This window comes from Mycolicibacterium komossense, from assembly GCF_025822605.1.
GTDB classification, from domain to species: Bacteria; Actinomycetota; Actinomycetes; order Mycobacteriales; family Mycobacteriaceae; genus Mycobacterium; species Mycobacterium komossense.
Map to the genome: position 1 here is coordinate 75,366 of NZ_JACKTY010000029.1, position 19,647 is coordinate 95,012.

Annotated in this window: 17 protein-coding genes; 6 read left to right on the plus strand and 11 right to left on the minus strand. The window is 67.6% G+C overall.

The window, feature by feature from the left end:
* Positions 1–5: 5 nt before the first annotated feature.
* Positions 6–284 (minus strand): WhiB family transcriptional regulator, encoded by a 279-nt coding sequence (locus tag H7J73_RS13790; protein WP_264067998.1) that lies wholly within the window; start codon positions 282–284, stop codon positions 6–8.
* 488 nt (positions 285–772) lie between these two features.
* Positions 773–2,887, minus strand: a complete 2,115-nt coding sequence (locus tag H7J73_RS13795; RefSeq protein WP_264067999.1) for an ATP-dependent DNA helicase UvrD2 — start codon at positions 2,885–2,887, stop codon at positions 773–775.
* A gap of 85 nt (positions 2,888–2,972) precedes the next feature.
* On the opposite strand from H7J73_RS13795, the gene H7J73_RS13800 reads away from it, so the two are divergent.
* Entirely contained in the window at positions 2,973–3,230 is a 258-nt protein-coding gene (locus H7J73_RS13800; RefSeq protein ID WP_264068508.1) for a mycoredoxin, read from the plus strand.
* Between the two features lie 10 nt (positions 3,231–3,240).
* Here H7J73_RS13800 and nudC read toward each other — a convergent pair whose 3' ends face one another.
* Positions 3,241–4,185, minus strand: coding sequence for an NAD(+) diphosphatase (gene nudC, locus H7J73_RS13805; protein ID WP_435405491.1), 945 nt, complete (start codon positions 4,183–4,185; stop codon positions 3,241–3,243).
* The gene (locus tag H7J73_RS13810) at positions 4,163–5,245 is read right to left on the minus strand and encodes a potassium channel family protein (RefSeq protein WP_264068509.1); all 1,083 of its coding nucleotides are present in this window, start codon (positions 5,243–5,245) and stop codon (positions 4,163–4,165) included. Before H7J73_RS13810 ends, nudC begins: the two co-directional genes overlap by 23 nt.
* A 39-nt stretch (positions 5,246–5,284) precedes the next feature.
* On the opposite strand from H7J73_RS13810, the gene H7J73_RS13815 reads away from it, so the two are divergent.
* The gene (locus H7J73_RS13815) at positions 5,285–5,686 is read left to right on the plus strand and encodes a DoxX family protein (RefSeq protein ID WP_264068001.1); all 402 of its coding nucleotides are present in this window, start codon (positions 5,285–5,287) and stop codon (positions 5,684–5,686) included.
* Here the strand turns inward: H7J73_RS13815 and H7J73_RS13820 are convergent.
* Both H7J73_RS13820 and H7J73_RS13825 read right to left on the minus strand, forming a co-directional pair.
* On the minus strand, positions 5,664–9,035 hold the full coding sequence (locus H7J73_RS13820; RefSeq protein ID WP_435405506.1) for an ATP-dependent helicase: 3,372 nt from the start codon (positions 9,033–9,035) through the stop codon (positions 5,664–5,666). The genes H7J73_RS13815 and H7J73_RS13820 overlap by 23 nt on opposite strands.
* Positions 8,966–12,139: an ATP-dependent helicase gene (locus H7J73_RS13825; RefSeq protein WP_264068004.1), complete on the minus strand. Its 3,174-nt coding sequence runs from the start codon at positions 12,137–12,139 to the stop codon at positions 8,966–8,968. Before H7J73_RS13825 ends, H7J73_RS13820 begins: the two co-directional genes overlap by 70 nt.
* A gap of 72 nt (positions 12,140–12,211) precedes the next feature.
* On the opposite strand from H7J73_RS13825, the gene H7J73_RS13830 reads away from it, so the two are divergent.
* Together H7J73_RS13830 and H7J73_RS13835 are read left to right on the plus strand one after the other, a co-directional pair.
* A complete protein-coding gene (locus H7J73_RS13830) occupies positions 12,212–13,000 on the plus strand; it encodes an alpha/beta fold hydrolase (protein ID WP_264068005.1) in 789 nt (262 codons plus the stop codon).
* Between the two features lie 2 nt (positions 13,001–13,002).
* Positions 13,003–13,329 (plus strand): MGMT family protein, encoded by a 327-nt coding sequence (locus H7J73_RS13835; RefSeq protein WP_264068006.1) that lies wholly within the window; start codon positions 13,003–13,005, stop codon positions 13,327–13,329.
* Here the strand turns inward: H7J73_RS13835 and H7J73_RS13840 are convergent.
* The 3 genes from H7J73_RS13840 to H7J73_RS13850 all read right to left on the minus strand — a co-directional run bounded on the left by H7J73_RS13840 (position 13,326) and on the right by H7J73_RS13850 (position 16,677).
* Positions 13,326–14,180: a TIGR02569 family protein gene (locus H7J73_RS13840; protein WP_264068007.1), complete on the minus strand. Its 855-nt coding sequence runs from the start codon at positions 14,178–14,180 to the stop codon at positions 13,326–13,328. The two genes, H7J73_RS13835 and H7J73_RS13840, sit on opposite strands and share 4 nt — an antisense overlap.
* Positions 14,181–14,280: 100 nt before the next feature.
* Positions 14,281–15,447 carry an adenylyltransferase/sulfurtransferase MoeZ gene (moeZ, locus tag H7J73_RS13845; RefSeq protein ID WP_264068510.1) on the minus strand — a complete coding sequence of 389 codons (1,167 nt, stop codon included), beginning with the start codon at positions 15,445–15,447 and terminating at the stop codon, positions 14,281–14,283.
* 192 nt (positions 15,448–15,639) lie between these two features.
* Positions 15,640–16,677, minus strand: a complete 1,038-nt coding sequence (locus tag H7J73_RS13850; protein ID WP_264068008.1) for a DUF3152 domain-containing protein — start codon at positions 16,675–16,677, stop codon at positions 15,640–15,642.
* Between the two features lie 169 nt (positions 16,678–16,846).
* On the opposite strand from H7J73_RS13850, the gene fasR reads away from it, so the two are divergent.
* On the plus strand, positions 16,847–17,494 hold the full coding sequence (gene fasR, locus H7J73_RS13855; protein ID WP_264068009.1) for an HTH-type transcriptional activator FasR: 648 nt from the start codon (positions 16,847–16,849) through the stop codon (positions 17,492–17,494).
* 3 nt (positions 17,495–17,497) lie between these two features.
* Here the strand turns inward: fasR and H7J73_RS13860 are convergent, their stop codons facing one another.
* Positions 17,498–17,758 (minus strand): DUF3107 domain-containing protein, encoded by a 261-nt coding sequence (locus H7J73_RS13860; RefSeq protein ID WP_264068010.1) that lies wholly within the window; start codon positions 17,756–17,758, stop codon positions 17,498–17,500.
* A 252-nt stretch (positions 17,759–18,010) separates the two neighbouring features.
* Here H7J73_RS13860 and H7J73_RS13865 point away from each other — a divergent pair, with 252 nt between their 5' ends.
* Positions 18,011–18,793: a hypothetical protein gene (locus tag H7J73_RS13865; protein WP_264068011.1), complete on the plus strand. Its 783-nt coding sequence runs from the start codon at positions 18,011–18,013 to the stop codon at positions 18,791–18,793.
* A gap of 13 nt (positions 18,794–18,806) precedes the next feature.
* On the opposite strand, the gene H7J73_RS13870 is transcribed toward H7J73_RS13865, so the two are convergent.
* A complete protein-coding gene (locus H7J73_RS13870; RefSeq protein ID WP_264068012.1) occupies positions 18,807–19,502 on the minus strand; it encodes a ferritin-like fold-containing protein in 696 nt (231 codons plus the stop codon).
* Between the last annotated feature and the right edge of the window lie 145 nt (positions 19,503–19,647).

Below are 19,647 nucleotides of genomic sequence, written 5' to 3' on the forward strand. Positions count from 1 at the left end.
CATCGTCAGGCGGCGACCGCCTTACGCGGACGACCCCGCGGGCGCTTGCGCGCAACGATCGTGCCGCGATCGAAGATCTCCCCGCCCCACACGCCCCACGGTTCCTGGCGGTCCAGCGCCGCAGCCAGGCACTGCCGACGAATCGGACAGTCCTCGCACAGCAGCTTGGCGCGCTCCAGGTCACCGGGATTGTCGGCGAACCACAGATCGGGCTCCCCGACGTGGCACGGCAGCTCCGGCAGCTTCGGCTCTTCTTGACAAGCACGGACTGTCAGGGCTGACATGTCCTTCACCTGCTTCCTGGTCTCGTGGCTTCTGTCTTCCAAGAGATCCGGGACCAGGTTTTCGAGGGATTCTCCCTCGAAAAACACTGTGGCCACGGATCCGGGTGACTTCGGGTCCGTGGCCATGTGGCTTGTTTCGCGGGCTGTTAGGTGGAGCCCCGATTCACGGACGCGTCAGTCGCGGTGGCGGTGCGGCGCTTACGCGGCTGCGTAATAGCGGCGACCGCCCATGCGGCATGGGCCGCCTGACCCGCATGCGCGGAGGCAGGCATGGTCTGGGCGACGGCCGAACCGATATTCATCGGTGCGACGCGGAGGAACCCTGCGCTGTATGCCAAACCGGCAACGGATACGGCTTTTTGGCTAGTGATCACAGCGAGCTTCCTCCTTCCATCGTTGTTGTGACGCGACCATGAATGGTGCGGGTTTTAGGGTAACGGGTCGCCGCTGAAGCGACAAGCAATTTTCTGACCTGCGAGTTTTCGGTTTCAGGCCCGGGCGCGGACCAATTCGAGGACATCGGCACCGAACTGTTCGAGCTTGCGGGCGCCGATCCCCGGGATCGCGGTAAGCGCGGCGTCGTCGGCGGGCAGTAGTTCGGCGATCGCGATGAGCGTGTTGTCGGTGAACACCACATAGGCGGGCACCTTCAATTCCTTCGACGTGCGCAACCGCCAATCCTTGAGCTGGATCAGCAGTTCGTCGTCGATCTCGGCCGAGCAGGTTTCACACCGCCGCAGCATCACCGCAGCCGGCGTTTTCAGCTGGTTGTTGCAGATGCGGCACCGAGACGCCGGACCGCGCTGACGTCGCGGCTTGCTGGGACCGGTGTCGGCGTCCGTCTGTGGCGCGATGCCGTTGAGGAAGCGGGACGGTTTGCGGGTCTGCCGTCCCCCCGGAGTGCGCGACAGTGCCCAGCTCAGCGCCAAATGCACGCGCGCGCGGGTGACTCCGACGTAGAGCAGCCGCCGTTCCTCTTCCACCGCTTCGCTTTCGGGGCCGTGCGACAACGCATGCGAGATCGGCAGGGTGCCGTCGGCCACCCCGACGAGGAACACCGCATCCCACTCCAGCCCCTTGGCGGCGTGCAGCGACGCCAGCGTGACGCCCTGCACCACCGGTGGATGGCGCGAATCGGCCCGCACACGCAGCTCGGCGACCAACGCGGGCAACTCCAGCTCTGGGCGCGTCGCCACCTCCTCGTCGACCAATTCGGCCAGCGCGGTCAGCGTCTCCCAGCGCTCGCGCGCCTTGGTGCCCGTCGGCGGCTCGGCGGTCAGGCCCAGCGGTTCAAGCAAGGTGCGGACCACGCCGGGCAGCCCACCTTCCGGCGTCTCGGGTGCCCGCTCGGCTGCGCGTTGCAATGCCAGCAGGGCCTGTCGAATCTCCTGGCGGCTGAAGAAACCCTCACCGCCGCGCACCTGGAAGGCGATACCCGCCGCCGTCAGCGCCTCTTCGTAAACCTCCGACTGCGCGTTGATCCGGTACAGCACGGCGATCTCGGCGGCGGGCACACCGGTCTGGATGAGTTTTTTGATCGATTTCGCGACCGCGGCGGCCTCGGCGACCTCGTCGGGATACTCGGAGAACGTGGGCACCGGGCCGGGATCGCGCTGCCCGATGAGGTGCAGGCGACTACCGGCCACGCGGCCACGCGCAGCCGCGATGACCCGGTTGGCCAGCGACACCACCTCCGGAGTGGACCGGTAGTCCCGCTCAAGGCGCACCACCGCCGCTTCGGGGAACTGCCGCGAAAAATCGAGCAGATAGCGCGGGGTGGCCCCGGTGAACGAGTAGATGGTCTGGTTGGCGTCACCGACCACCGTCAGGTCGTCCCGGCCGCCCAGCCACGCCGTCAGCACACGCTGTTGCAGCGGTGTCACGTCCTGGTATTCGTCGACGACGAAACAGCGGTAGCGGTCGCGGAACTCCTCGGCGACCGCGGCGTCGTTCTCGATGGCGGCCGCGGTATGCAACAGCAGGTCGTCAAAGTCGAGCAGCGTCACCTCGGCGCGGGCCTTCTGGCTTTCATACCCGGCGTAGACCTTGGCGACCCTGGCCGCGTCCAGCGGGATGTCCCGGCGAGCCTCGGCGACCGCGGCCGGATACTGCTCCGGGGTGATCAATGACGCCTTCGCCCACTCGATTTCACTCGCCAGATCTCGCACGTCATCGGTACTAACCTGGAGTTTCGCGCGGCTGGCGGCCTGAGCGACGACGGAGAACTTGGAGTCGAGCAGCTGCCAGCCGGTGCTGCCGACAACCCGCGGCCAGAAGTACGACAACTGGCGACGCGCGGCGGCGTGAAACGTCAGGGCCTGCACCGCGCCCACCCGCGCAGCGGTCTCCGAGGCGGCGTCGATACCGCGCAACCGGCTGCGCATCTCCCCCGCGGCGCGTGAAGTGAACGTCACCGCCAGCACCTGGCCGGCGGACACGTGTCCCGCCCCGACGAGATGGGCAATGCGATGGGTGATGGTGCGGGTCTTACCTGTTCCGGCACCGGCCAGTACGCACACCGGGCCGCGGCCGGCCAGCACCGCTTCCCGCTGTTCGTCGTCCAGGCCGGCGATCAGGGCGGTATCGGTCGGCATGGCGTTCATCATCGCAGGGATGGGCGACAAGCTCCCGATCGGCGGCCGTGGCCCCCGGTGTGTCGATCGCGCAGAATCGGGCACTATTGAAGGCATGACGGTTAGCGAACTCACCATGTACACCACGACCTGGTGCGGCTATTGCGTGCGATTGAAGACGGCGCTCAAGGCCAAGGGCATCACCTGGGACGAGGTCGACATCGAGAAGGATCCCGCCGCCGCAAAATTCGTGCAGGAAGCCAACGGCGGGAATCAGACCGTGCCGACCGTGAAGTTCGCCGACGGCTCGACGATGACCAACCCCAGCCTCCGCGACGTGCAGGGCAAGCTCGCCGAACTCTCGGTGAGCTAGCCCCTTGGGCCTACTCGGCCCAAGCCCAGGACTCGATGATCTCCCTGGCGATCGAAATCGAGCCGGGCAGAAGTAGTTTCGACTGCGTGCCCTCGGCGCTCGACCAGTCGCCGATGCTCAGCGCGGCGCGGACCTCGTCGCGGGTGAACCAGGCTGCCTCGGCGATCTCGCCGTCGTTGAACGAGAACTCCTGCGCTGGATCGGCCTGTGCGTGGAACCCCACCATCAGGGAGCGCGGAAACGGCCAGGGCTGGCTACCGAGATAGCGGACGTCGTGCACGTCCAGGCCGACTTCCTCGGCGATTTCGCGGGAGACACACGTTTCGAACGATTCGCCGGCCTCGACGAAACCGGCCAGCAGCGAGAACATCCGCTCCGGCCACATCGTCTGGCGGGCCAACACCACCCGGTCGGCGCCGTCGTGCACCAGGCATATCACGGCCGGGTCGATGCGGGGGAACTCTTCGAGACCGGTCACCGTGTTCACCCGAGACCAGCCGGCCTTGACCGACTTCGTCGGTGATCCGTCGATCGCACTGAATCTGGCACTGTCGTGCCAGTTCAGCAGCGCGGTCGCCGAGGACACCAGCTGGGCGCTGACATCGTCGAAAACCGTTCCGGCGCGGCGCAAGTCGAGCACGTTGGCGTCGACGCCCTCCTCGGGTACGGGCAGCTCGGCGCGGATCGCCCAGACGTGCCGGCCGCCTTCGATACGACCGAGGAAGACAGCCTCCGCAGGCGGTTCGCCGCCCAGGCCGGTGGTGTCGCTGAGCAAGACCCGTCCGTCGGCGATCAATACCTGGCCGCGACCGTCCACCCGCAGCACGGCGGCGTCAGCCCACCCGGCGATCGCCGCGTCGATATCGGTGCGCAGCTGATCGGAACGGTCGGCGCCGACCCGCGAGAGCAGCGGGACGTTGCGGAGCTGGAAATCAACCACGGTCTTCTCCCGCACTGCGGATGTAGAGCAGCCGGTCACCGGTCTCCAGGGCGTCGACATCAGGATCGTCGACCCGCATCAATTTCTCGTCACGCACGACGCCGAGCACGATATCGGGCAGATGCCGCGGCGAACCACCGACTTCCTTGTGCTCGACTTCCCGTTCGGCGATGGCGAACCCGGCATCCGGGGTCAACAGGTCTTCCATCATCTCCACGACACTGGGCGTGGTGGTGGCGATACCGAGCAGGCGCCCTGCCGTCTCCGATGACACCACCACCGAGTCCGCACCGGACTGCTGCAGCAGGTGCTGATTCTCGGACTCGCGGATGGAGGCGATGATCTTGGCTTTCGGCGCGAGTTCGCGGGCGGTGAGTGTGACCAGCACGGCGGTGGGATCGCTGTTGGTGGCCACGATGATCGCCTTGGCGTGCTGCGCACCGGCCAACCGCAGCACATCGGCTTTGTTGGCGTCACCGCGGACGGTGACCAGGCCGGCCTGGTTGGCCCGGTCGAGTGACGTTTGGTCGGTGTCGACGACGACGATCTCCGCGGGCGGGATGCCGTCGCCGACCATCGCGGCCACCGCCGTCTTACCTTTGGTGCCGTAGCCGATCACGACGGTGTGGTTGCGCACGGAGTTCCTCCATCGCTGGATCTTGAGGGCCTGGCGCGACGCCGCGGTAAGGGTTTCCACTGTCGTACCGATGAGGACGATCAGGAACGCCACCCGCAGCGGCGTGATCACCAGGACGTTGATCAGTCGCGCGGACGGGGTGAACGGGGTGATGTCTCCGTAGCCCGTCGTCGAAAGCGACACCGTGGCGTAGTACAGGCAGTCCAGCAACGAGAGCTGGTTTTCCTGCACGTCGCGATAGCCGTCGCGGTCGAGGTAGACGATGAACACCGCCAGGAAGAGCGCGGCTAGCGCGTACGCCACCCGGGTGACGATCTTGCGCGCTGGGCTGACGAAGCGCTCAGGGATGTGCAGGTAATCGACGAGAGCGGCATCGGGCTTGGCGGTCAGCGTCTCGTCGAAGCTGCGGAGCCGTCGCCGCAACCTACTTTCGGCCACTGTGGACCCGTTCGCCGGCACGCACGACACAATGTAACCATGACCCCGACCACATCCGTCGCCCAGAGCACTGCCAGTCAGCGACCCGCCTACATCACCGGCGCAATACTCGTCGGCATGGGCGTGCTGCACTTCCTGGCCCCAAAGCCGTTCGACACGATCGTTCCGGCCGAGCTGCCTGGTACGCCACGGTTCTACACACACGCCTCCGGTGTGGCCGAAGTAGCGACCGGCGCGCTGATCCTGGCGCCTCAGACCCGGCGGCTGGGCGCGACCGCTGCGGTCGCTTTGTACCTGGCGGTCTTCCCAGCCAACGTCAACATGGTCCGGCTGTGGTGGGGCAAGCCGTGGCCGGTGCGCCTCGGTGCGATCGCCCGCCTGCCCCTGCAGATTCCGATGATCACCACTGCGCTGAAGATCAGGCGGGCTGCTCCTCGCTAACGGGACCAGCGAGGCCTGGATCGGCTGCGTGCAGCAGCGCCTCGAGTTCGGCGCGGTCCGCGAGCACCGGCGGCTCCACAGTGCGACCGCTGCGCACGTAGTGGAAGACCGCGCGCACCGAGGCTTCGGGGCAGCCGTGCAGCCCGGCCCAGGCCTGCCGGTACACCGCGAGTTGCACGGCGGCCTGCCGCTCGGCATCTGCGTCGTGCGGTGGCTCCCCTGTCTTCCAGTCGAGGACCGTGACGCCGCCGTCCTGGTCGGCGAAGACGGCGTCGATGCGCCCGCGGATGACGCGCCCGGCCAGCACCATCTCGAACGGCACCTCGATATCGATGGGCGTGCGTGCCGCCCAGCGCGATGCCATGAACGCGGCCTGCAGCTCAGCCAGGTCGTCGGAATCGGCGCGCGCGATGTCGTGATCGACCGCACCGGGCAGGTCGTCGAGGTCGAAGAGGCGATCGGCACCGTAGAAGCGCTGCACCCAGTCGTGAAAAGCCGTGCCGAGCATGGCATGCGGATCCGGCCGCACCGGTATCCGCCTACGCAGGCGCTGCGCAGCACCGAGCGGGTCACGGCCCAGATCCACCAGGCTGCTCACCGAGAGCTGCGCAGGCAGTGCCGTGGGCGCCGGCGCATGGTCCTGGCTGCGTGCGCGCTCGGCCAGCAGGGCATCGACGTCGGCGGCCCAGCCGTGCGGGTCAGATAGCGGTGCGGACTCCGGTGCTGCCATCGCCGCGGCGACCAGAACGGCACCGCGGCCGATATCGGTGCGGGCGGGCTCCGACAGCCCGGCGGGCCAGATCGCCTCGACCACGTTGTCGCGCAACGGGTTGGGCTCGCCGTCAGCGGGGGCCGGCGCCCAGCACTGCACTTCACCGCAGGGCCTGCCCTCGGCTGCTGACTGTTCGATGATGTCCTTGAGCTCGCACAGGAAATCTGACGGCCCGCGGGGTTTGGTGTCGGTGGCGCCCCAGTGGTGGCCGGACAGTAGCAGCGTGTCCTCGGCACGGGTGATCGCCACGTACAACAGCCGGCGTTCCTCGTCGACCCGGCGCTGATCAAGGAGCTTGCGGTGTTCGGCGATGGTGTCCGACAACTGCTTTCGATTGGTGACCGCAGAGGTGTCGAGCACCGGAACTCCGTGCGGTCCCAGCTGTGCCCGATCGCCACGTAGCAGTGGAGGAAGGTCCGCGGCGTCGGTGAGCCAGGTGCGGTTCGACGCGGTGGACGGGAACACCCGCGCCGACAGGTGTGGCACGGCGACGATCTGCCATTCCAGCCCCTTCGCCGCATGCACGGTCAGCACCTGTACCCGATTCTGCGCAACCGTGACCTCCGCGGGCGCCAACCCGTTCTCGACGGTTTCCGCCGCATCCAGGTAGGCCAGTAATCCGTGAATATCGTTGCGCGCCCGGTTGGCTCGCTGGGCATAGCCGTCGACGACGTCGGCGAACGCGTCAAGTTGTTCGCCGCCGGTCCACCCGTCCGCGGCGGTGTGCAGCGCGCGGACTTCGACGTCGACGCCGAGCACCCGGCGGACCTCGGCGACCAGATCGTTCAGTGGATGGTCAAGATGACCGCGCAGTGCGGTCAGCTCATCGGCCAGAGCGCAGATCCGGCCATATCCAGCAATGGAATACGCGTCAGCGGTACCGGGATCGTTGATGGCATCGGCCAGGCAGGCGGTATCCGCATCGGGCGCCAGCTGGGCCACGATCTGTTCGGCGCTGGCGACCGCGGCGGCGGGGCGGTGGTCGAGGCTGCGCGCGCGACGCCACAACGCGGCGATATCACCTGCACCCAGGCGCCAGCGCGGGCCGGTGAGCACCCGCATGGCGGCGGCACCGGCGGACGGGTCGGCGACCAGTCGGAGCATGGCCACCACGTCGGCGACTTCCTCGACTGCCAGCAGCCCCGCCAGTCCGACGACCTCCACCGGCACCCCGCGAGACCGTAGCGCGTCGGCGATGGGACCGGCGTCGGCGTTGCGCCGGACCAGCACCGCCGCCGTGGTCGGTGAGTCACCGTCGGCCTGGAAGCGGCCGGCGATATGGTCGGCCAACCAGTCTCGCTCTGCTGCCACATCGGGAAGCAGCGCACAGGCGACCGTGCCGGGCTCGGCACCGGGGCGGGCCCGCAGCTCACGCACCGCGACCGAGCGGCGCCGGGCTTCCGCGGACACCGCGTTGGCCACCTGCAGTGTGCTGGGCGGATTGCGCCAGCTGGTGCGCAATTCCAGGGTGGGCGCCGGGTTGCCGTCCGAGGTGGGGAAATCGGTGGTGAATCGCGGCAGATTGGTCGCCGACGCACCGCGCCAGCCGTAGATCGATTGGATCGGGTCCCCGACCGCGGTCAGGGCAAGACCGTCGTCGACGCCGCCACCGAACAAGGCGGACAACGCAATTCGTTGTGCGTGACCGGTGTCCTGGTATTCGTCGAGCAGCACCACCCGGTACTGCTGTCGCAGCTGGGCGCCGACCTGCGGCGCCTGGACGGCGAGGCGGGCCGCCGCCGACATCTGCATGCCGAAGTCCATCGCCTTGTCATCGTGCAGCCGTTGGTGCAGCGCGTCGATCAGAGGCACCAGTTCGGTGCGCTCGGTCTGGGTGGCCAGCATCCGCAGCAGCCATTGGCTGGGCCCGCGATCACGCTGGTGCGGCCCGGCGGGCAGGGCGTGAACAAGCCGTTCCAACTCCAGATGGGTATCACGCAACTGGTCGGTCGTCACGAGGTGTTCGGCAAGCTGACCGGACAGCCGCAGCACCATGGCGGTGACGGAGGCGGGTGTCTTCTCGGTGTCCAGTTCGCCGGGGTACCGGCAGACGACGTCAAAGGCCAGCTGCCACAATTCGGTTTCACTCAGCAGCCGGGTGTCCGGTTCGACCGGCAGCAGCAGGCCGTGCTCACGCAGCAGTGCGCCGGCGAACGCGTGATAGGTGCTGACCCGAACGGTCTCCGAGGCGGCGTCGGCCGCAGGCGGTGTGACTCCGGACAGCCCCGCTCCAGCGAGCCGGGCCAGACGCGACCGGACCCGGCGCAGCAACTGGCCGGCCGCCTTGCGGGTGAACGTCAGGCCCAGGACCTGACCGGGATCGGCGTAGCCGTTGGCGACCAGCCAAACCACCCGTGCCGCCATGGTTTCAGTCTTTCCGGCACCGGCGCCGGCGATCACGACCAGCGGACCGGCCGGGGCCGAGATGACCGCGGCCTGCTCATCGGTGGGCTGATGAAGGCCAAGCGCCGCAGCCAACTCCGCGGGGCTGTAACGAGGTGCGGGTGTCACTGAATCTCCTCGGACGTCGGCGCGGTGTGCGCTGGGCAGGCGGGCCGCACCGGGCAGTGCGCGCAGCCGTCGTTGCGACGCGCTACGAACTGCGGACCTGCGGTCGCCGCCGCGGCGCGCTGCACCTCGCCCCGCCAGTCGGCCAGTGCCTGCGGAGTCAACGGATCCTGGGTCCGCTCGGTGGCGCCGTTCGCACCGGTCTTGGCGACGTAGACCAACCGACCGCCACCCGGTTGATCGCCTTGTGGCAGTAGACCTTCGGCGACGGCAAGCTGGTAGGCCGCCAGCTGGGCGTGGCGTTGCGCATCGTCCTTGCTGACCGGACTCTTACCGGTCTTGACATCGATGATGACCAGCCCACCGGCGGCGTCGCGTTCCAGCCGATCGACCCGCCCGCGCAGGCGCACGTCTGGGCCTTCCGCCTCGCCGCCCTGGGTTGTCACCACGCCGTCGACATCGACCTCGGTGCCCACCTCGGTCAGCTCTGCGCGTGTCTGCTCACGCCACTCGGTGAAGGTCGCCAGCATGAGCTGGTGGCGAGTCAGCTCGTTGCGCGCGAACCAGTCCGATTCGAACGGCAGCTGCTGCCAGAGCGCCTCAAGCTCGGCCATCAGCTGCGACTCGCTCTTACCCCGTTGCGAGATCAGCGCGTGCACCAACGAGCCCAAAGTGGACCGCAATTCGCGGGCATCGGCTCCGCCGTGGCGTTCCATCAGCCAGCGCAGCGGGCAGTCCTGCAGAGTCTGCAACGTCGACGGGGACAGCGAGACAACCGCGTCCGGGCCGTCATCCCACAGCCGCGTTTCGGTGCTGACCGGCACCAAGGAATGCCAGGAGCTCGGGTCAGCGCCGGGCACCCCGGCAGCGGCCAGTTTCGCCAATTGCGCTGCAGCACAATCTCTTGTGGTGTCATCGACGGCGCCGGTCGGTGCACAGACCACACTGCGCAGCTTGCCTACGACGGCGGCGACCGACAGCACCGGCGGCGCCACGACCGGCGCCGGAAGTTCGGCGGGGCGGCCATCTACGGTGGCGAAGCGGGCGATGTCGTAGAAGAACGGCGACGGTACGACCATCTCATCGGAGTCATCCGCGGCACCGTCGACTGCGGTGACCACCAACCGGTCGCGGGCGCGGCCCATGGCAGTGATCAGCAGGCGCCGCTCCTCGGCGACCAACGGCGCCGTCAGCGACACATCGCCGGTGATTCCGGCGAGCACATCGAGTAGCCGCTGCGTACCGAGGATGCCGCCACGCGGAACGGTGTTGGGCCACAAGCCTTCCTGTAAACCCGCGATCACGACGACGTCCCAGTCGCGATCCAGCGCCTGATGTGGACTGAGCACGCAGACAGCCTCCGGCGTCTCGACCGGTTCGCTGGCGGCCGCGGGCAGCTGTAACCCGGCAATATGGTCGGCCAGGCCCGACACCGAGGCACCCGCGGTGCGCGCGGCGAACTGATCGGTGATGTCGAACAGCGCGGTCACTGCGTCCAGATCCGCCGCAGCGCGCAGGCCGCCGGTACCGCTGCGCTCACTCGCGGTCAGCAGGCGCCGCGCCAGGCCGCTGCGCTGCCAAGCCTGCCAGAGCGCTGCCCGGGGATCAGCTCCGGCGGCCGCCGTCGCGGTCAATACCGCCGCGATCCGGCGCAATGGCTTGGCATGCGACGCGGACAGGGCATTCGGGATCCCGTTGCTCAGCGTCCCGACCAGCAGTTCACCGAACTCGCGTGGCGGCTCGGCACCGTCGATGCGGCGCAGCGCCCGCCTAAGCTGGCGCAGCGTCACCGGGTCGATCCGGCCGATCGGCCCGGTGAGCAGCGTCAACGCATGATCGCCGGTGAGACCGGTGGCGGTGGCGTCGAGCACCGTGAGCAGCGCCCGCACCGTCGCGTTGTCCAGCAGTGGACCATGCGTCGTCGACGGCGCCACCGGGACGCCTGCGCCGGCCAATGCCCGCGGCAAGGCCGCCGCCCGCGGAACCGAGCGCACAATCACCGCCATCTGCGACCAGGGCACCCCGTCGATGAGGTGCGCCCGCCGCAGAGTGTCGGCGACCAGGGCTGCTTCGGCATGTTCGGAGGCAGCCAGCAGCGCGCTGACCGCGCCCGGTTCGGTCCCGGCACTGGCGATCTCACGACTTGGTGCCGCGCCCGGCAGCTGGCCGAGAACTCCGGTGATGGCCCGGGCGATCGCAGGGCTGCAGCGCTGGGTGATGCGCAAGGTGACCGAGGGCGGCGAGTCGGCCAACAGCAACGCCGGATCGGCACCGCGGAAGCCGAAGACCGTCTGGTTCGGGTCGCCGGCGAACACCGCCGTCTCCGCTCCGGCGGCGAGTAGGCGGACCAACCGCGCTGCCTGCGGATCGAGATGCTGCGCATCGTCGACCAGTAGCGTGGAGATCCGGGCGTGCTCGGCGGCCAGCAGGTCGGGATCCGTCGCGAACGCCTCCAGCGCAGCACCGACCAACTCGGCCGCACCGAGTGCGGGCACGGTGGCTTGCGGAGCGGCCATCCCTACTGCCGCCCGCAACAGCATGACCTGCTCGTACTGCTGAGCGAACCGGCCCGCCGCGGTCCATTCCGGGCGCCCCGCCAGCTTGCCGAGCCGCTGCAGCTGCGCAGGATCCACACCTCGTTCGGCGCAGCGAGCCAGCAGATCCCGCAGTTCGGTGGCAAAACCGGTGGTGCCCAGCGCCACCCGCAACTCGGGCGGCCAGGCCAGCGCACCGTCCTCGATATCGCCGGCCAGAAGCTCCCGGATGATGCCGTCCTGCTCAGCGCCGGTGATCAGCCGCGGCGGCGGATCCCCAGCGCGTTGCGCCGCCAGCCGCAGCACCGCGAAGGCGAGGGCATGGACCGACCGCACCAACGGCGCACGCACCACCGCGCGATCAGGCGCGACCGGGTGGGCGGCGAGCAGTTCGGTGGTCAGGGAGCTACGGGCGCGCGCGCCCAACCGGCCCGAACCGGTAAGCAGGAGAACCGATTCCGGCTGGGCACCCGCGGCGATCCTGGCCGTCGCCACGTCGATCAGCAGGCTGCTTTTGCCGGTACCGGGACCACCGAGAACGCGGAAGATCCCGCGCGGTTCCGGGTCGAGGACCGCGGATACGTCTTCTCCCCAGCACCGGGCACCGGTGCGGGCTGTCGTGACGGCAGGACTGAGCATGCACGCATGACATCACGGAGGTCCGACATTCGCCCGACCGCGATTCCGGGTGAAAGCTGGCAGGATCGAGGAGTGACCGACGATCTTCAGGTGTACCGCTACGGGCCGCCCGGACCATTGGCCGTATTGGCTGTTCACGGCTTGACCGGCCACGGTCAGCGCTGGGCGCCACTGGCCAACCGGTATCTGCCCGACGTCACCGTCGCCGCCCCCGACCTCATCGGGCACGGCCGCTCCCCCTGGTCAGCACCGTGGACTATCGAGGTCAACGCCACCGCTTTGGCCAAGGTCATCGAGTCCGACCAGCCCGCCGGACCTGTTGTGGTGGTGGCGCACTCCTTCGGCGGCGCGGTCGCCCTGCAGTTGGCGGTCATGCGGCCCGATCTCGTGAAGGCGCTGGTGCTGTTGGATCCCGCGGTGGGTCTCGACGGCGGCTGGATGCGCACGATTGCCGACGCGATGTTGGCCTCCCCGGACTACCCCGATCGGGCCGAGGCGCGGGCGGAAAAGATCAGCGGGTCCTGGGGAGAGGTGGATGCCTGGCTGCTGGACAACGACCTCGACGAGCATCTGATCGCCCTGCCCAACGGTCGGTTCGGCTGGCGGATCAGCCTGCCTGCCGTCATGTCGTACTGGAGCGAATTGGCGCGCCCTATCCCAATACCGCCCAAGGGTATTCCGACCACCGTGGTGCGAGCGACCAGGACCTCGCCGCCGTATGTCTCCGCTGAATTGACCACCGCGCTGCGAGACCGGCTCGGTACCGATTTCGCCCTGCGCGACTTCGACTGCGATCACATGGTGGCGCAGGCCAAACCCGAAGAGACCGCGGCGCTCATCCGGGAAAGCCTGCAGGACTAGCGATGGCCGCGATCACCGACGAGCAGGTCGAGCGCGTCCGCGCTCTCGTCGCATCGATCCCGTCGGGCAAGGTCGCGACGTACGGCGATATCGCCGCTGCGGCTGCGCTTTCCAGCCCGCGCATCGTCGGCTGGATCATGCGCACCGACTCCTCCGACCTACCGTGGCATCGGGTGATTCCTGCGTCGGGCCGCCCGGCGGCACACCTGGCCACGCGTCAGCTCGAGCGTCTGCGCGCCGAAGGTGTCTTGGCTACCGACGGCCGGGTGCCGCTGCGCGGGGACCGGTGCGTCAGGCATGTTTTCGACGACGAGCCGTCAGCCCGCTAGAGCGCCAGCCGCACCAGAGCTGCGGTGCGGGCCAGGCCCGGGAACGCCGACGCCGTCGCACGCGGGTGCAGTGCATGCACAGCTAGCCGGAACATCAAGGCGCGCAAAAGCATCTGCGGAAACTCCGGTAGCGCATTCCAACGCTCGATCAGCCCGTCGTCGGCTTCGCCCCACGCCAGCGAGTCGACGACTACGACGCCCGCCGCCCACGCCGCGGGCCGCCAGTAGGGGGTGATGTCGGTGATTCCCGGCGCAGCCGTGCCCGCGAACAGCACCGTGCCGTAGAGATCACCGTGCACAAGCTGATTCGGGCTCTTCGTCGGCTTACGCAGGACTGCCAGCTGGTTGATCAGATCCACCGAACGTTGACCGTCCGCCGACCCCGGCGATACCCGCGCACCCGCGGGCAGCGAATGCAGCGGACGCTCCTCCCACGCTGCCCGATCGGCGGCGATGAAGACGTCCACGTCCCCCCACGGCGCCACCGGCGGCTGGGTCAGGAATCGGGGCCGCTCTAACTTCGCGGTGGCCTCATGCAGGCGGACAGCCGAGGAGACGACTTCGTCGTGCCTGGGCTCCGGTGTTCCCGAGACGAACGTGTCGCCGCGCCAGCCCGCGACGACATACCGGCCGTCGGTGGACCGCACCGGGCGGGCCAGCCGGACGCCGTCGACGAACAGGGTCTCCCGGACTTTCGCCGACCACGCCGCACGGGCGTGGTCGGCAACCATGGACAACACCACTTCCCCGCAGCGCCAGCCGCCCTCCCAGCCGGCGCCGAGGGCGATCGGCTGCGCGCCATTGAGCCCAAATGCCGCCAACACATGCTCAGGCGGACGCTCACCACTCACCCAGCCACCCTATAGGGGACCCAGCCGGAATCGTGGCGCTGACCAGCTGTGTCGCGAATCCGCCGGAGCCGCTTTTACCCAGGCGACAATATGAAGCAGGTCAGTACATCACCATGTCGGGCTCGTACTGCTCGGCCCACGCGGTGATACCGCCCTGCAAATGCACGGCGTCGGCGAAACCGGCTTTCTTCACTGCCGCCAGCGCCTCGGCGGACCGAACGCCGGTCTTGCAGTACAGCACCTGAAGCCGGTCCTGCGGCAACTTCGACAGGCCGCTGCCCGACTCGAGGCTGGATTTGGGAATGAGCTCCGCACCGTCGATGTGGTTGATGTCCCACTCGACGGGCTCGCGGACGTCGATCAGCGCCAGCTTCCTACCGGAATCGAGCAGTTCCCGCAGTTCCCGCGGAGTGATCGTGGAGCCGGCGGCGGCCGCGGCGGCATCGCCGGAGACGACCCCGCAGAACGCCTCGTAGTCGATGAGGCCGGTGATCTTCGGGGTCGCCGGGTCCTTGCGGATCGTGATCGTGCGGTAAGTCATGTCGAGCGCGTCGTACACCATCAGCCGCCCGAGCAATGTGGACCCGATGCCGGTGATGAGCTTGATCGCTTCGGTGCCCATCACGGAGGCGATCGAGGCACACAGGATGCCGAGCACGCCGCCTTCGGCGCAGGACGGCACCATTCCCGGTGGCGGAGGCTCGGGATAGAGGTCCCGGTAGTTCAACCCCAGCCCAGCCGGGGCGTCCTCCCAGAACACCGAAACCTGACCCTCGAACCTGTAGATCGAACCCCAGACGTAGGGCTTCCCCGCGAGTACCGCGGCGTCGTTGACCAGGTAACGGGTGGCGAAGTTGTCGGTGCCGTCGATGATGAGGTCGTACTGGGCGAAAAGATCGACAGCGTTGTCAGGTTCCAGGCGCACCTCGTGCAGTCGGACGTCGACGAACGGGTTGGTCTCCCGGATCGAGTCACGCGCGCTCTGCGCCTTCGACCGGCCGATATCGGACTGGCCGTGAATGATCTGGCGCTGCAGGTTCGACTCGTCGACGACGTCGAATTCGACGATCCCGATGGTGCCGACGCCGGCGGCAGCCAGGTAGAGCAGCGTCGGCGACCCCAGGCCGCCGGCACCGATCACCAGCACTTTCGCGTTCTTGAGGCGTTTCTGCCCGTCGACACCCAGGTCGGGAATGATCAGATGCCGGCTGTAGCGCGCCACCTCGTCGCGAGTCAGCTCTGCAGCCGGCGCGACCAGCGGAGGCAACGTTCTCGTCGGGGCAGACACCGATAGCTCCTCGATTTCACGGTCAGGGATCTCACCATCAGATCAGGTACCCCTGTCAACGGCAACGAACGTCGAGGCCTTCCTCAGCGGCTCGTTCCTCGCCGCATCGGTCGTCACGCCGGTGCCAGATTGCCCGACTCCTCAGCGGCTCGTTCCTCGCCGCATCGGTCGTCACGCGATCGGATACGGCCAGGGGTTGAACCGGCACGTCCGACCATCGGCCTTGACCCATTCGGGATCGAACTTGGAGGCGTCGTCGTCGGAGGTGGAGAACGTCTGCTGCATCATGACCGGCGCCAGGGCGCCGTTCTCGGGGCACGGCTCGTGATGCTCGTAGCCGATCGCGTGACCGACCTCGTGATTGATCAGATACTGCCGGTACGAGCCGACGTCCCCCTGGAAGGGCACCGCACCGCGCACCCATCTGGCCTCGTTGATGAACACGCGCGGCTGCGCAGCGCCACCATCAGCGGGGCTGTAAGACGGGTTGTAGCAAGAAGATTCAAGTGGAATGTCGTAGCCGCAACCCTCCCGAACCGTCATCGGCGACGTCAGCGACACACGGAAATCCGGTTCCCCACTGTCGATCCGGGTGAACGCGAACTGCGGGTCGTGAATCCAGCTCTTCGGGTTGCTCAGTGTGCGACTGACCATCTGAGCGAAACCGTCGTCGCCACCGAAGGACGTGGTGTCCAGACCGTCCTCGACCTCGACGGTATAGGTGAATACCTTCGCGGTACCCTGACCCGCCTGCGGTTCAGCGCCGGGCACGATATGCCACGTCTTGGCGCCCGCCTCGGTGAACGGTCCGCCGTCGGGCAGGATGCCGGTGGGCAGATTGGCGTCGAACTGCGTCAGGCCGCGCGGGGGTGCCCCGATGATCTTGGTGCCTTGCACGCCGATGGTCGGCGGACCGTGTACCTCGTCGCTCGGCGCAGGCACCAGTGTCTGCGGTCCGGTCACAGTCTGATAAATAACCATTCCGGTGATGACTGCGAGGATCGGCAGCGCGTAGGCGCGCCAACCGTAGGTGGAGATGAACCGCCCCAGCCAGGTCTGTTTCCGCCACCGTTGGTGCTCGTCGCGATTGGACCTGACGCGACCAGAATCGCTGGCCAGCGGGTCGCGTTGGGCGCGTAGCGGCTCTCGCCACTCGTTACGCAGCACCGGTGTGCGGCTCCCCCCGCGACGCTCGGGGTCGTTGGTCACTGACCAAGAATGGCATAGACAACCACACCGGCACTTCTCGGCGCGCCCGGCCATGCCACGCGACCTGCCCATCGATGTTGCAACAGCGTTCAGTAGTAGGGTCAGATCTCATGAGTGGCTGCGTGAGAACGCGACCGGCCTGCTCACACCAATGCAGATAGAGGACTACATGAGCGATCTCGCCAATGCGGCCGGCCGGCGAGGTGCGGGAGGAAACAGGCGCGGCAACCGGCTACCCCGTGACGAACGCCGAGGGCAACTACTGGAAGCCGCCAGTGAGGTTTTCGTCGACCGCGGCTATCACGCCGCGGGAATGGACGAGATCGCCGATCGCGCCGGGGTCAGCAAGCCCGTCCTGTATCAGCACTTCGTCAGCAAGCTGGAGCTGTACCTGGCCGTACTGGCCCGCCATGTGGAGAACCTCGTCTCGGGCGTGCGCCAAGCGCTGCGGACCACCACCGACAACCGCCAGCGCGTCCGCGCTGCGGTCCAGGCGTTCTTCGACTTCATCGAGCATGACGGCCAGGGCTACCGGCTGATCTTCGAAAACGACTACGTCACCGAGCCTCAGGTCTCAGTGCAGGTGAAGGTCGCCACCGAGGCGTGCACTGACGCGGTGTTCGACCTGATCAGCCACGATTCGGGGCTGGATCCGCACCGTGCCCGGATGATCGCCGTCGGACTGGTCAGCATCAGCGTCGACTCGGCACGCTACTGGCTGGACAACGAGCGGCCGATCACGAAGGACGACGCCGTAGAGGGCACGGTGCAGTTCATCTGGGGCGGTCTGTCCCACGTACCCCTTACTCGTTCGTAGCGGTTACTCGGTCGTAGTGGGCGCGGTCACCGGACCACTGCCGATGCCGAACCCGACGCGACGACTGTCGGCGGCACCGATCTCCACATAGGCGATCCTGGACGCCTGTACCAGGAACCGCTTGCCCTTGTCATCGCTGAGGCTCAGCAGTTCCGAACCCTTGGCCAAGGCGGCGCTCACCAGCTTTTCGAGCTCATCGGGTGTCTGCGTGCTGTTGAACACAAGCTCGCGAGGGCTATCCGTGACACCGATCTTGACCTCCACGCGTGACCCTTTCGATTCGTGAGCGCTTACAGCAAGCAGGCTAGTGGACGCAGGGGCCGAGGGTTCGCAGCAGGCGTTCGCGGTCAGCGAATCCCACATCCGACCTGGAGTGATAACAATTCGATTTCCTTCTGCGCGCGCCGCTCCGACACGCCCGGACGGCCACGGCACGGACGAGTACCGCCCGATACGATCGTGAGAAGGAAGTGACAGAAGTGACCAGGGTGAAGAAATGGTCTCGGTGATGACGCAATGAGCAAGCCCTATTGGAGCGGACCAGGCACCCTCAAGGGGTCTGGCGATAGCGGCTACCGCGACCACGCCGATCACCGCCACACCAGCAAAAACACCACCGGCGTCACCGACTCGTACCACGGCTACTACCCCGAGGAAGACCTCAACTACCCGGCCGAGGACTACGAGGACTACGACTCGTATGAAGGTTCGTACGCGTCCTACGACCAACACGACACGAAATGGCGTTGGGTCGCCATCTGCGCGGCGGTCGTCCTGCTGGTCGCCGTCGCCGCCACCGCCGTCCTCATGTACGGCAGCGACTCGTCGACCAAGTCAGCCATCCCCACCCAGCAGGGCTGGCGTGAGCTCACGCCGTCGACCACCCCGCGGACCGTGATCGCCACCGTGCCCCCCAGCACACCCTCGGCAGCGCCGCTACCATCCGAGACCGTCGTCACCGTGACTACGACCCCGGCCGACACCGCGCCGCCGGCACCCCCCGAAACCCCGGCAGCAGCCGTACCGGCGCCCAACACGATCACATACACGGTCACCGGCAGCCGTCAGCTACTCGACCTGGTGAGCGTCATCTACACCGACGAGCAGGGCTTCCCGCGCACCGACGTCAACGTGGCGCTGCCCTGGACCAAGACAGTGGTCCTCAATCCGGGGGTGGAGATCAAGTCGGTGACCGCAACCAGCCTGCTGGGTCACCTGAACTGCGCCATCACCGACTCGTCCGGCGCGATCCTGTCCGTGCAGACCAACAACTCGATGATCGCGACCTGCACGCCCTAACTAGGCCAGCCCGCTAGGCCAGTCCGAGCTGCTGCATCCGCTCGGCGTGCGTGCGCTGCAGACGGTCGAAGAACTCGGTCATGTGACCCAGGCCGCCGCCGGCTCCCGACATCACCAGGTCTACGAGCTCGTCGTGATCGGCCAGCACGTACTGGGCCTGGGTGATGGCCTCACCGAGCAGGCGGCGTGACCACAGTGCCAGCCGGCTGCGTTGCCGCTCGCTGTCCGCGATCGCCGCTCTGACCTCCGCGACGACGAACTGCGAATGGCCTGTCTCGGACAACACGGCGCGCACGACACCCGCGACGTCATCCGGCAGGATGTCGGCGATCTCCATGTAGAAGTCGGCAGCCATTGCGTCACCGACGAAGGCTTTCACCAGGGCTTCGAGCCAGGTGCTCGGCGTCGTCAGCCGGTGGTAATCCTCGAGTGTGGCGGCATAGCCGGACATCGCGGGCACGATGTCAACTCCCCTGCGCGCCAACGCATCTCGCAACATCTCGTAGTGCTGCATCTCGGCGGCGGCCATGCTGGCCATATTGATCCGACCGGCGAGGTTGGGCGCCATCTTGGCTTCTTCGGTGAGTCGGTAGAACGCCGCGACCTCGCCGTAGGCGAGCAACGCGAACAGTTCGTCGACACCCGGATGGTCCGCCGAAATTGTCGACTCCGAGGAGGACGGGTCGGCCGCGGGCTGCGTCGAACTCATGGGCTCACTGTAGTGGGTCCGCTTCCTGGGCCGGAGGATGCGCGTGTGGCGCAGACAGCCGAGCGAATGCGACCAGCTAGTATGGAAGCGGGTAGCGGCGTTTTTACCGCTCCCGGAAGTGTGCGTGCACGCAGTTGGTCCGCCT